At 70.4% G+C, this 13,346-nt stretch carries 10 protein-coding genes; 9 read left to right on the top strand and 1 reads right to left on the bottom strand.

The window, feature by feature from the left end; all coding sequences use genetic code 11:
• Positions 1–37 precede the first annotated feature (37 nt).
• From K1J60_RS26350 to K1J60_RS26310, 9 genes are all read left to right on the top strand, one after another.
• Positions 38–1,309, top strand: coding sequence for an adenosylhomocysteinase (locus tag K1J60_RS26350; protein ID WP_220648352.1), 1,272 nt, complete (start codon positions 38–40; stop codon positions 1,307–1,309).
• A gap of 177 nt (positions 1,310–1,486) precedes the next feature.
• Positions 1,487–2,749, top strand: coding sequence for an MFS transporter (locus tag K1J60_RS26345; RefSeq protein ID WP_259407923.1), 1,263 nt, complete (start codon positions 1,487–1,489; stop codon positions 2,747–2,749).
• A gap of 83 nt (positions 2,750–2,832) precedes the next feature.
• On the top strand, positions 2,833–3,858 hold the full coding sequence (locus tag K1J60_RS26340; protein ID WP_220648351.1) for an SGNH/GDSL hydrolase family protein: 1,026 nt from the start codon (positions 2,833–2,835) through the stop codon (positions 3,856–3,858).
• 125 nt (positions 3,859–3,983) lie between these two features.
• The gene (locus tag K1J60_RS26335) at positions 3,984–6,185 is read left to right on the top strand and encodes an iron-containing redox enzyme family protein (RefSeq protein WP_220648350.1); all 2,202 of its coding nucleotides are present in this window, start codon (positions 3,984–3,986) and stop codon (positions 6,183–6,185) included.
• A gap of 17 nt (positions 6,186–6,202) precedes the next feature.
• A complete protein-coding gene (locus K1J60_RS26330) occupies positions 6,203–8,041 on the top strand; it encodes a carbamoyltransferase family protein (RefSeq protein WP_220648349.1) in 1,839 nt (612 codons plus the stop codon).
• A 79-nt stretch (positions 8,042–8,120) separates the two neighbouring features.
• Positions 8,121–8,282, top strand: a complete 162-nt coding sequence (locus tag K1J60_RS26325) for a hypothetical protein (RefSeq protein ID WP_220648348.1) — start codon at positions 8,121–8,123, stop codon at positions 8,280–8,282.
• Positions 8,279–9,553, top strand: a complete 1,275-nt coding sequence (locus K1J60_RS26320) for an ATP-grasp domain-containing protein (RefSeq protein WP_220648347.1) — start codon at positions 8,279–8,281, stop codon at positions 9,551–9,553. The genes K1J60_RS26325 and K1J60_RS26320 overlap by 4 nt, the downstream gene beginning before the upstream one ends.
• Before the next feature lie 85 nt (positions 9,554–9,638).
• A complete protein-coding gene (locus tag K1J60_RS26315; protein ID WP_220648346.1) occupies positions 9,639–10,832 on the top strand; it encodes an MFS transporter in 1,194 nt (397 codons plus the stop codon).
• A 215-nt stretch (positions 10,833–11,047) separates the two neighbouring features.
• Positions 11,048–11,497, top strand: a complete 450-nt coding sequence (locus K1J60_RS26310) for a hypothetical protein (protein ID WP_220648345.1) — start codon at positions 11,048–11,050, stop codon at positions 11,495–11,497.
• 442 nt (positions 11,498–11,939) lie between these two features.
• On the opposite strand, the gene K1J60_RS26305 is transcribed toward K1J60_RS26310, so the two are convergent.
• Positions 11,940–13,334 carry a cystathionine beta-synthase gene (locus K1J60_RS26305; protein WP_220648344.1) on the bottom strand — a complete coding sequence of 465 codons (1,395 nt, stop codon included), beginning with the start codon at positions 13,332–13,334 and terminating at the stop codon, positions 11,940–11,942.
• Positions 13,335–13,346 lie beyond the last annotated feature (12 nt).

Below are 13,346 nucleotides of genomic sequence, written 5' to 3'. Positions count from 1 at the left end.
CCACCAAGCCAATGTGAGAGCGAGGCTAGCCTTCCGCATGTCTGAACTGCCGAAGCACGATGTCAAGGACAAGGATCTCAGCGCACAGGGCGTGCGTCGGATCGAGTGGGCCGAGCGCAACATGCCCGTGTTACGCCAGGTACGGGAGCGGTTCGCCAAGGAGAAGCCCTTCCAGGGGGTCCGGTTCGCGGCGTGTATGCACATGACCACGGAGACGGCCGTCCTGCTGCGCACGCTGCAGGCCGGTGGTGCCGAGGTCGCGGCGTGCGCCAGCAACCCCCTCTCCACCCAGGACGACACGGTCGCGGCGCTGGTGGCCGAGTACGGCATCTCCGTCTTCGCGGTCAACGGCATCGACCGCGACGGGTACTACCGGCACATCAACTCCGCCCTGGACATCCGTCCCGACTTCGTCTTCGACGACGGCTGCGACCTCGTGAACACCGTTCACACCGCCCGCACCGAACTCCTGGAGACCATCAAGGGCGGCTGCGAGGAAACGACGACCGGTGTCGTACGACTGCGGCAGATGGCCGAGTCCGACGCGCTCCGGTTCCCGATGGTCGCGGTGAACGACACGGACACCAAGCACATGTTCGACAACCGGTACGGCACAGGCCAGTCGTCGCTCGACGCGATCATGCGCGCGACGAATCTGCTCTTCGCGGGACAGACGGTCGTCGTCGCCGGGTTCGGCTACTGCGGTCAGGGAGTCGCCCAGCGTGCCGCGGGCCTGGGTGCGCAGGTCGTCGTGACCGAGGTCGACCCGACCAAGGCGCTCGACGCGCTGATGCAGGGCTACCGGGTGATGCCGATGGGCGAGGCGGCCCGGATCGGCGACGTCTTCGTCACGGTCACCAGCAACCGGGGAGTGCTGCGCAGGGAGCACTTCGAGGTGATGAAGGACGGCGCCATCCTCTCCAACGCGGGTCACTTCGACATCGAGGTGGATGTCGCGGCCCTGGAGGACCTGGCGGTGGAGAAGCGCTCGCGCATCCGTCACCAGACGGACGAGTACCGGCTCGCCGACGGCCGCAGGCTGCTGCTCGTCGCCGAGGGAAGGCTCGTCAACCTCGGCGCGGCGGAGGGGCACCCCGCCTCCGTGATGGACATGTCCTTCGCGGACCAGGCTCTGACCGCCGAGTGGCTGACGGCCCACCACGCCTCCCTGGAGCCCCGGGTCCACGAAGTGCCGACCGAGATCGACAAGTCCGTGGCCCGACTGAAGCTGGAGAGCATGGGCGTGTCGATCGACTCGTTCACCGCCGACCAGAACGAGTACATGAATTCCTGGGAATACGGCTCCTGACCCCACTCCGGGCCCGTAGAGCCGACCGCGGGCCGGCAGGCGAAATCCGCCTGCCGGCCCGTCCGTCGCACCCAAAAAGGCCCACAGCGTGCCCCGTCTCAGGTGACGAGATCCCTATTGCGGAGCGAATACCCCGTCACTAATCTCTTGGTTACGAGTTCAGACGGGGGTTTCTGGGTGCGTATAAGTTCCGCAATACTGCCCGAATCGGGAGCGCAGCGCACACTGGCTCTGGTTACGCTGGCCAGTTCCACCGGGAAAGGGATATTCCTTACCTCCGGTGTTCTCTATTTCATTCGAGTGGTCGAGTTACCGGCCCTCGACATCGGAATCATCTTCAGCATCGCCGGGTTCGTGTCCCTGGCCCTCGGGGTTCCGTTCGGCCATGTCGCCGACCGGCGCGGCCCCCGGGCGGTCTTCGTGGCCAGCCTCCTGGTGAGCGCAGTCGCCACGGCCGCGTTCCTCCTGGCCCATGTCTACTGGTCCGTCCTGCTCGTCGTCGTCCTCGCGACAACGGCCCAGGCCACGCTCCTGGTGGCACGCGGCCCCATCATCAACGACATCGCGGACGGGCGACCGCAGGAGCTGCGGGCCTACATCAGATCCGTCACCAATGTGGGCATCGCCGTCGGGGCGATGACGGCCGGCTGGGCCGCCCAGGCGGACACCGTGCAGAGCTATCACCGTCTGGTGCTGCTCAACTGCGGCTGCTTCCTGGTGGCCATGCTGCTCGCCTTCCGGGTTCCGCGGACGAAGCCCGTGGTGGCGCCGGAGCGGGGTGGCCGGTGGATCGCGTTGCGCGACCGCCCGTATCTGGCCGTGTCGTTGATCGACGGAGTGCTCTCCATCCAGTACCGCGTGCTCACCGTCGCCCTTCCGCTGTGGGTGGTCGGTGCCACGACGGCCCCGCGATGGGTGATCTCCGCGGCTGTCGTGCTCAACACCGCGATGATCATCGTCCTCCAGGTCACCTTCAGCCGACGGGTCGATACGCCCCGGCGTGCGGCTCTGGCTCTGCGCCGGTCGGGGTGGGCCTTCTGCGCGGCGTGCGCGGCCATCGCATGGGCGGCGGGTTCCCCGCCCTGGGCCGCCGTGGCCCTGCTGGGAGCCGCGGTCGTCATCCACGGCCTGGGCGAGCTGTGGCAGGCCGCCGGGGGCTTCGAGGTGTCGAACGTCCTCGCCCCCCAACACGCCATCGGCCAGTACCTGGGCGTCTTCGGCATCGGCATGGGGCTGGCCGAGTCGTTCGGTCCGGCCCTGCTGACCTGGCTGTGCGTCGGCTGGGGGAAACCCGGCTGGCACGTCATGGGCGTGCTGTTCCTCGCCGCGGGCCTCACCGCTCCGGCGGTCGTGCGCTGGGCCGAGTCGACGCGGACGCGCTACGCGCCGGAGGCCGGCCCGCCGGCCCCGAACCCCGCTCTCCGTACCGAAGCCGTCTGACCGGTCCTACGGTCCGTCGCGACCGTCGCACCGCTCCACACTCCTGTGCAGTCCGGATCAACCCGAAAGGGGGCGGTTCCTCCATGGCCTCTCATCGTGCGGAACTGACGCCGCAGATGCTCCAGTACGCCGAGAAGTTCGACGACCGCGGTGAGATCCGCTGGCTGCCGTATCTGATGTACTTCCACGCGGCGGAGCACCACTCGGAGGTGGTGAGCACCGACCGGCTCGGCTTCCGCCTGTCCGAGGGGCGGGGACAGCGGGCTTCCGTCGGCGGACGGGTGCCCGAAGGTCCGGTCCGCCTGATCGCCGGCAGTTCCAGCGTCTTCGGGATCGGCGCCTCCTCCGACGCCGCCACGCTGGCCTCCCGGCTGTGGGACCGGCACGCACCCGGTGGGCCGTGGCTGAACTTCGGCGGCCGGAGCTTCAACTCCGCCCAGGAACTGCTGCTCTTCGTGCTGTACCGCCACCTGGTGCCACAGATCGAGGAGATCGTCCTGTTCTCCGGGTTCAACAACCTCGGACTCGCCCGGCTGCCCCGCTGGATGCAGGGGGACAGCGGTGCCTTCTTCAACGGCCACGAGTACTTCGACCAGGTGGCGGAAGCGCGGGCCCGCAAGCACAAGGGGGCCGGACACCCCCGGTGGCCCCGGCGCCGGACGCCGGAGCGGTCGAGCGCGGAACTGAGCGTTCCGGACCTGGGCGGGCAACTGGACCTGGCGGTCGATCTGACCGTCCGGCACCTCGACAACTGGAATCTGCTCGCCCAGGGTCTGGGAGCGCGGCTCACCTTCGTACTGCAGCCACTCGCACCATGGGTGCGTGAGCGGCCGGCCCCCCAGGAGAAGCTCCTTTTCGACGAGCTGGACGGCATCGCCAATTTCAGCGAGGCATACGGCGACATCTGCACCATCGACGTGGGGCGGCGCTACGCCGACCGACTGCGCCGCGGCTGCGAAAAGCTGGGCATTCCCTTCCATGACATGAACCCCGTTCTGGGTGCCGCAATCAGCACCACGGACTGGATATTTGTCGACCGGATTCATTTCACCGACGAGGGACACGACATCGTCGCCGGCCTGCTCGCCGAGCAGCTTGCTCTTCGGTGACCTACCGAAAGGAATTCCATGGGTTTTCTGCGCAGAATCTTCGACGCCCTCTTCCGGCGCCGCCGCACGAAGCGGGGCGACGACGCCTCCATCTATCCCATGTTCTAGGCAGGGAGACGGAACCGATGTCTTCGACAGCCCTGCGGACGACGGAAACCGGGCAGCCCGTCACGCCGGCCCCCTCGTGGGCCAGGTCGTGGTACGCCGCGTTCTGTGATCCCGAGAGCCCTCGCGCCGACCGGGTACCGGTGACCGGCATCCGCGACGCGATCACCCGGGCGGTGCCGTCGTCCGGCCCGGGGCCCCGGGACCTCGCGGCACTGCGCCGGGAGGTCGGAGCGTGGTCCGCCGACGAGGCGCGGGCCTTCCAGGAGCTGGCGGGCCGGGCCCACGAACAGGCCGTCGACGAGCTCGCGGCCCAGCGACTGGCGCTCAACTGCGCGCCGTTGTCCCTGGTGTCGGGAGCGTGGCTGCAGTGGCTGAGCGGCATGGCCAACGCGGACGATCCCCCGGCCCTGAGCGCACTGGCGCTGTACGCGTCGGATGTCGGCGTCGGCCATCCGCGCACGTCCCGGGGCCACGCCTACCTGTCCCTCCTGCAGCGGCTACGGGTGGCCGAGCACGCGGTGCCCGCCGTACGGACCGCACTGGATCCGAGGATCCAGGAGGAGGCCTTCGTCCTCCCGGCACTGCTGGGCCTGATGAGCAGACGGCCGGAGGACTTCCATCCCGAGATCCTCGGAGCGGACCTCTGCCTCCGGCAGGCCGGCCTGCTTCCCGCGCTCACGCCGCTGAGGACCCTGGTGGACGGGGCGGTCGACTGGGACGCGCTGGATCCCGGCAAGCCCCGCCGGCAGGGGCCGCGGGGTGGGCTGGAGGGCTGTCTGGCGGCAGTGGGCGCCCTGCCGGCACCGGCCTCGCGGGAGGCGGAACGGCGCGTTCTGGCGGGCGCCCACTGGGCGTTCACGGTGCTGAAGGAGTGGCACGAGGTGCTGCGGGCCGAGCTGGCCGGTGTCCTCGACCCGCAGCGGCAGGCCGCCGAACTCATCCGCCGGCGCGCCCGTGAGGGGGCGGTCTACCACCGGTCCTTCCCACTGGCGGGCCGGCCGCTCGCCACGTGGCTCGGCGAGGCCCGCGACGATCCCTACCCCCTGCTCGCCGCGCTCGCCACCAGCTCACTGGTGCGCCCCGGCCGTCCGCACCGCAGTCCCCTGGTGAACGGGCTGGTCGGTGAGCACGGTGCCATGTTCCGCGTCTTCACCGAGGACGACCTGGTGATCTTGCGCCGCTGGATCGCTTCTCTCCCGGACGACGACCCGCGGGACACACCGCCCGGCCGGGCGACCGGGCCCGTCGTACGTCCGAGCGGGCCCTCCGCCCGCCCCTGGTGCTTCCTCGAACCCGCCTGGGACGAGGAGCCGTATGAGGACCGGGCGCCCACGGATCTCCGGGAGGCGTACGTCCTGCTCCAGAGGCGGAGCCAGAGCCCGGCGGTGCGCCGCTACGCCATGGAGTACGTCCACGGGTGGCTCGGCCGGGCACGGCACCGGATGGGCAGGCACGACATGCCGCTGCCCGAGAGCTGGCCCGCCGAGGGACTGCGGCAGTGGCTGTCCGAGCAGCACGACCGGCACGCCGCCGAGTTCGAGCGCACCTCCGACGCCGGGCTCCCGTCGAGGGAGCGGTTGATCGAGTCCACGCTCCAGCTGGCCCCGCTGACGATGATCGACGGCGCCTGGCTGCAGGGGTTCACCGACTACGGCCTGGCCTCCTCGGACATCGGCCACTCCCTGTTCGAAACGTACTGGGACGAGCTGGGCAATGGTCATACGCGGCTCAACCATCCCCTCATCTACCGGGAACTGCTCGTGGACATGGGGGTGGAGCTGCCGCCGACCGGTTCCGCGGAGTTCGCGCGCTGGCCGGGGTTCCGGGACGGTTCCTTCGAACTGCCCGTGTTCTGGCTGAGCATCGGCCGCTTCCCGCAGACCTTTCAGCCGGAGGTGCTGGGACTGAACCTCGCCATGGAACTGTCGGGCGTGGGCGGCAGTTACCGGCGGGCCCGGCTGGCGCTGCGTGAACACGGCTTCAGCACACGGTTCGTCGACATCCACAACACCATCGACAACGTCGCGACCGGTCATTCCGCTTGGGCGGCGGATGCCATCGACACCTTCATGTCCTCGTCCGCGGCGGGCAGCGGCGCCCCGGCCAGGGAGACGGCATGGCGCCGGTTGCGTGCGGGCTATCGCTCCCTCAACCCTCCGACCGGCGTACACGCCTGGCTGGCGGACAGGCGGGCCCGGCGTCTCAGCAGGAAGCGTTGAGCGGAAAGGGAACAGACATGGCGGATCTGATTCTGGGCATCTCGGCGTACTACCACGACAGTGCGGCCGCCCTCGTCGCCGACGGGGTCCCCGTCGCCGCGGCGCAGGAGGAACGCTTCACCCGCAAACGGCACGACCCCGGCTTCCCCAGCCGGGCGGTGCGCTACTGCCTGGCGGAGAGGGGAGTCTCGCTCGACGACGTGGCGGCCGTCGCGTACTACGAGGACCCGGCCCTGAAGTTCCGTCGGGTCCTCGCCACCTACCTCGGCGCGGCCCCGCACGGGGCCGCCTCCTTCCGCGAGTCACTGCCCGAGTGGCTGTCGTGGAAGCGGGACATCGTACGGACGGTGCACGACAACCTGGCAGAGCTGCGGTCCGGGCGTGTCCCCGAGATCCATGTTCGTCGGCACCACGAGTCCCACGCGGCGTCGGCCTTCTTCCCCAGTCCCTACGAGTCCGCCGCGGTCCTGTGCGTCGACGGAGTCGGGGAATGGGCCACCACCACTCTGTGGCACGGGCGAGGCACCCGCCTGGAACCCCTGTCCGAGATCAGGTTCCCGCACTCCCTGGGGCTGCTCTACTCCGCCTTCACCTACTTCTGCGGGTTCAAGGTCGACTCCGGCGAGTACAAGCTGATGGGGCTGGCGCCGTACGGCACGCCCCGGTACGCCGACCTGATCCGCGAGAAGCTCATCGACATCAAACAGGACGGCTCCTTCCGGCTCGACATGCGGTACTTCGAGTACCTGGCGGGCCGGGTGATGACGGGCCGGTCCTTCGAGCGGCTCTTCGGCGGTCCGCGCCGCGAGCCGGAGGCGGCGCTGACCCAGCGGGAGTTCGACCTCGCCGCCTCCGTGCAGGCCGTGACCGAGGAGGCCGTCCTGGGCCTGGCGCGCCGAGCGCGGCACGTGACCGGCGAGAGCCGGCTCTGCCTCGCGGGGGGCGTCGCCCTGAACTGTGTCGCCAACGGCAAGGTCGTCGAGGAGCGGGTGTTCGACGACGTGTGGATCCAGCCCGCGGCCGGTGACGCGGGCGGAGCGCTCGGCAGCGCCCTCGCGGTGGCGCTCGAACGAGGGGCCGGCCGTCCCCATGTCGGCAGCGGCCGGGACGCCATGTCGGGGTCCCTGCTCGGTCCTTCGTACGGCGCCCGGGAGACGCGCGCGTTCCTGGACGGCGTCGGAGCCGTCTACACGGAGCTGGATCCGCGGGACACCCCTGGCGTGGTGGCCGGCCATCTGGCGCGGGGAGCCATCACCGGCTGGTTCCAGGGGCGCATGGAGTTCGGGCCCAGAGCCCTGGGCGCGCGGTCGATCCTGGGCGATCCGCGGGATCCGGACATGCAGTCGGCGATGAACCTGAAGACCAAGTTCCGTGAGTCCTTCCGCCCGTTCGCCCCGTCGGTCCTGCGCGAGGATGCCAAGGACTACTTCGAACTGTCCCAGGACAGCCCCTACATGCTGGTGGTCGCGCGGGTGTCCCCGTCCCAGCGGCTGGCCGTCGAGGAGCCGGCCGAGGGCGTCTCGGGCCTCGAACTGCTCAAGGTGCGGCGGTCCACGATCCCCGCGGTGACCCACGTCGACCACTCGGCGCGGGTGCAGACCGTAAGCGAGCGGGACAACCCCGCGTACCACCGGCTGCTGTCGGCGTTCAGGGAGAGGACCGGCTGCTCCGTGCTGGTGAACACCTCGTTCAACGTCCGTGGCGAGCCGATCGTCAACTCACCGCGGGACGCCTACACCTGCTTCATGCGCACCAACATCGACGTGCTCGTGCTCGGTGACCTCCTGCTGGAGAAGAAGGACCAGCCCGCGTGGCGCGAATCGGAGGACTGGCGCGCGGCCATTCCCCTGGACTGATTCCGCCGCCCCTCGGCCCCACCGCCCCACCGCCGCCGGACGGACCACCGTCGCGCGGCACCACATGATGAAGGAACCGATGCGAAACCTCCTGCTGTCCATCGCCTACTTCGCCCTGGTCGTCCCGGCCGGCCTGCTCAGCCGCCTGGTCAGGGACCCGCTGTCGCGCCGCATGGACCGGAACGCCGACACCTACTGGATCACCGGCCCCGGCGTGGGCGGGAAGGCGGCTGTCCGATGACGGCTCCCGCCACCCGCCCCGGGGCGGACGGTCCGGCCCGCGCACTCGCCTTCGTCGAGAGCAACCTCACCGGTACGGGCATGCAGGCACTGTGCCTGGCCCGGTCCCTGGGACTGCGCACCCTCTTCGTGACCTCGGACCTCGACCGCTACTCCGTGGACCCGGACACGGCCCGCACGATCCGCGCGTACGCGGACGAGATCCTGCACTGCGACACACAGAGTCCATCGGCGGTCGAGAAGACGCTGCGCACCTGTGCGACACCGGTGGCCGGTGTGATGACCGTCATGGAGTACTACGTCCCCACGGCGGCCGCCACCGCGCACCGCATGGGACTGCCCGGCCTCGCGCCGAGCGCGGCGGACGCGGCCAGGGACAAACGGAAGACCCGCGTACGGTGTGCCGAACGCGGAGTGCCCGTGCCGGTGTTCCGTTTCGTCCAGGACGCCGCCGGGGTGGACGCCGCGCTGGCCGAGACCGGCCTGCCCTGCGTGGTGAAGCCGGTCGACGAGTCGGCGAGCATCGGCGTCGCCCTCTGCCGCACCCGTGAGGAGGCCGTCGAACGGGTCGCCGACATCGCCGGCCGGCCGACCAACTCCAAGGGACAGCCCCGCGTCCCCGGCGCACTGCTGGAGGAGTGCCTCTTCGGACACGAGGTCAGCGTGGAGACGTTCACGTTCGAGGGCCGTACGACCGTGCTGGGCGTCACCGACAAGCTGCTGGGCCCGACGCCGCACTTCGTGGAACTGGGTCACACGTTCCCGTCATCCCTGAACGAGGACGCGGCGAGGGCCGCGGAGCTGGCGGTGGCGGCGCTGGACGCCATCGGCTTCGACTTCGGCCCGGCTCATGTGGAGGCCAAGCTGACACGCCGCGGACCCGTGCTGATCGAGGTCAACGCGAGGACGGGCGGGGACTTCATTCCGGATCTGGTGGAACACGCGACCGGTGTCCCCCTGCTCCGGGAGTCGGTCATCGCGCACAGCGGGGGGCGTCCCGACCTCACCCCCACGCGTGCGAAGGGGGCCGCCATCCGCTTCGTCGCCGGGCGGTCGGGAACGGTGGGCTCCGTCCCCGACCCCGAGGTCATGACGCACTTCCCGTCGGTCGTCGCCTTCCGCGCGAAGGCCGTGCCCGGGCAGCGCACCACCTGGCCGTCGCACAGCCACGAGCGGCTGGGGCACGTGATGACCTGCGCGGCCACGGCCGAGCAGGCCGCGGCGGACGCCAACGCCGCGCTCGCCCACCTGGCGCCTTCCTACCAGGACTGACCTGCCCGACCCCGGAGCCGTCCACGACTTCGACCACGGAGCACATCGTGTGCGTGTGCCGACGCCTCACCGGAGGAAAGACTCCTTGATCTATCTCGACCTGCTGCGAAGGCCGTCCGTGGCGCGCGTGCTGGGAGGTTCGCTGATCGGGCGGCTGCCCACCGCGATGACGGCGCTGGCCACCACCCTCACCCTGCGGGCCCATGGAGCCGACTTCCGGTTCGTGGGCGTGGCCTCCGGGGTCCTTGCCGTGGCCATGGCTCTCGGCGGGCCGTTGCTGGGCAGGCTCGTCGACCGCTGGGGGCAGACAAACGTCCTGCTGATCAGCGGCATGCTGTCCTGCTGTGGCATGGTGCTGATCGCTCTGACGCCGACCGACGAACCGCTGGTGCTGGTCGGAGCAGCCGTCACCGGTGCGGCCACACCACCGCTGGAGCCCTGTCTGCGCACGCTGTGGCCCGGGTTGGTCGGCCAGGAGAACGTGCAGCAGGCCTACTCCCTGGACGCCGGCGCGCAGGAGCTGGTCTTCATCGGGGGCCCGGTGCTCGTCGCGGCGACGGTCGCCCTGGGGCCACCGGAACCGGCCCTGGGCCTTTCCGCGTTCCTGTGCTTCACCGGCGTACTGATCATGGCCACCTCGCGTCCCTCACGCGACTGGCGGGGGCAGCCCGGCCCCCGCGACTGGCGGGGGCCGCTGCGCAGCCGTGCGCTCCTCGTGCTCTTCCTCGGTCTGGCCGGGGTCGGCACCGCCATCGGAGGGCTGAACATCGTCGCGGTCGCGTACGCCGAGCGGCACTCGGTGGCGGGGGGCGCCGGCACACTGCTGGCCCTGTCCGCCGCCGGCGCTCTGGCGGGGGCGGTGGTGTACGGGCGACGCACCTGGCCGATGGCACCGACGAAACAGATGGTGCTGTTCGGAACGGGCCTGACGGCCGCCTATCTGCTGGTGGCGACGATGGCCCCACCGTGGGTCATGATGCTGATCTGTGTGGCCACCGGGGTCTTCCTGCCGCCTCTGCTGGTGGTGTCCTTCAAGCTGGTCGACGGCCTCGCTCCGGCGGGGACGGTCACTGAGGCGTTCGCCTGGCTGATCACGCTGATGACCGTGGGCACCGCCGTCGGCTCCGCCATCGGGGGGACGGTTCTCCAGGCGGCGGGGCCCGGCACAGCCGCCGTGTCCACCGCGCTCGTCGCCCTGCTGGGCACCGGGTTCCTGCTGCTGTGCCACCGGCTTCCGGAGACCCGGCGGGTCGCCGGACCCGCGGCTGTGCCCGGATGAGGGGACTGCCGCGGGCGGCTGTGGGTCCGCCTCTCGCCCGGCCTTGTCCGCACCGGTGCGAGGACCTTCCGGCCGGGACACCCGAGCCGCTGGACGCCCCTGGCCACGGCGGGTGTCCCGCCCCGGGCCCGCCGAACACTCCTGGCTGAGGAACCGTGACAACAGGGGGGCTATCCCCAGTGTCAGGCGGCCCCCGGCTCCCTACCGTGAACGGCATGACCGGTAGGGAAGCCCGTGACACACGGCTCGGGGACACCGAGCTGAAGAAGGAACTCGCCGCCACCCTGCACGCCCGCAGAGAGCTGGGCGAGGACTACGAGTCAGCGCTCGTCGACTCGTTCCTGGAGAAGGTCGACCAGCGCATCGACGGCGTGGTCGACCGCCGGGTCCGGCGTCAGGTGGCCGAGCAGCAGATGGTGGTGGCCCGTGGCAGCCGCTCCCCCGACAAGTCCAGCGACAGCTGGGGTGAACGCTACGGCTTCGGCGTGGTCTCCCTCGTCGTCGCCATCCCCCTGTCCGGCATCGGCGGCGGGGTGGCCGACCTCGCCGGCCTGTTCGTCACCTGGGCGGGCATCGTCGGCGTGAACGTGGCCTGGGCGCTGCGCCACTCACCGGCCCTGGGCCGACGCCGGGGCAAGAACAGGGACTCGGACTGGGAAGAGTGAACCGGGGACCCGGACCGGGAAGAGTGACGCCGGCGCTCCCGGCGTGCCCGACGGAGACCCTCACCGCGTCGCCGGAGGAGATATGCGCGGGGACCGCCGCACCCCCGTGTGACGGGGGGCGGGACGACGGCGGTCCCCGCGAGGGACGCGGGCCGGGTCGGGACCGGGCTGACGCGTCCTTGGCGTCCATGGAGGTCCGGGAGCCGCTCCGGAGGTCCTTGGCGCCGTTTCGGTCGTCGGCCGGGGCGGGGAGCCGCTCCCGCCCTGCCGACACCCACTAATGTGCCGGACCCGTGTTAAGCGGGTGCTGCGCGGACGTGACGCGCTCGTACCACTTCTGCGAAGTCACACCCTCGGCTCGGGCAGATCTTCGGCGAAGAAGGGCGCTTCACGGGATTTTTTCTCCCGAATCAGGCGCCCCTCCCGACGCACGGCATGCGCCCTACGGCTTGACCCCGCCCTTGGCGAGGAACGCGAGCAGGTCCTGCCGGCTGACCACACCGGTCGGCTTGCCCTCGACCAGCACGATGGCCGCGTCCGCCGAACCGAGCACGGTCATCAGGTCACCGACCGGCTCACCGGAGCCGACCTGCGGCAGCGGCGCGGACATGTGCTTCTCCAGCGGGTCGTCGAGCGAGGCGCGCTGGGTGAAGAGGGCGTCCAGCAGCTCGCGTTCGACGACGGAGCCGACGACCTCGGCGGCCATGACGTCCGGGTGACCGGCGCCCGGCTTCACGATCGGCATCTGCGAGACGCCGTACTCGCGCAGCACCTCGATCGCCTGACCGACCGTCTCGTCCGGGTGCATGTGGACGAGGGACGGAATGGCACCGTGCTCCTTGTGGCTGAGGACGTCGCCGACGCGCGCGCTCGGGCCCTCGTCCTCCAGGAAGCCGTAGTCGGCCATCCACTCGTCGTTGAAGATCTTGCTGAGGTAGCCGCGCCCGCTGTCGGGCAGCAGGACGACCACGACGTCGTCCGGGCCGAGCCGCTCGGCGACCTTCAGGGCGGCGACGACGGCCATGCCGCAGGAGCCGCCCACCAGCAGGCCCTCCTCCTTGGCCAGCCGACGGGTCATCTGGAAGGAGTCCTTGTCGGACACGGCCACGATCTCGTCGGCGACGGTCCGGTCGTACGCCGTCGGCCAGAAGTCCTCGCCGACGCCCTCGACGAGGTACGGCCGCCCGGAGCCGCCGGAGTAGACGGAGCCCTCGGGGTCGGCGCCGATCACCTGGACACGACCGTCACTGGCGTCCTTCAGATACCGGCCGGTGCCGGAGATGGTGCCGCCGGTCCCCACACCCGCCACGAAGTGGGTGATCCGGCCCTCCGTCTGCTCCCACAGCTCAGGGCCGGTCGAGTGGTAGTGGGAGAGCGGGTTGTTGGGGTTGGAGTACTGGTCCGGCTTCCAGGCGCCGGGCGTCTCGCGGACCAGCCGGTCGGACACGTTGTAGTACGAGTCGGGGTGCTCGGGGTCGACCGCCGTCGGGCAGACGACGACCTCGGCCCCGTACGCCCTGAGCACGTTGATCTTGTCGGTGCTCACCTTGTCGGGGCACACGAAGATGCACTTGTAGCCCTTCTGCTGGGCGACGATGGCGAGCCCCACGCCGGTGTTTCCGCTGGTGGGCTCGACGATCGTGCCGCCGGGCCGCAGTTCCCCGCTCTTCTCCGCCGCCTCGATCATGCGCAGCGCGATGCGGTCCTTCACGGAACCGCCGGGGTTGAAGTATTCGACCTTGGCCAGGACGGTCGCCTGGATGCCCTCGGTCACGCTGTTGAGCCTCAGCAGCGGGGTGTTGCCGACGAGGCTGATCATCGAGTCGTGGAATTGCACCGTTGTCTCCGG

This window comes from Streptomyces akebiae (genome assembly GCF_019599145.1).
Classification (GTDB): Bacteria; Actinomycetota; Actinomycetes; order Streptomycetales; family Streptomycetaceae; genus Streptomyces; species Streptomyces akebiae.
Note: the sequence above shows the minus strand (reverse complement) of the source record. Positions and strands in the feature narration are given on the sequence as shown.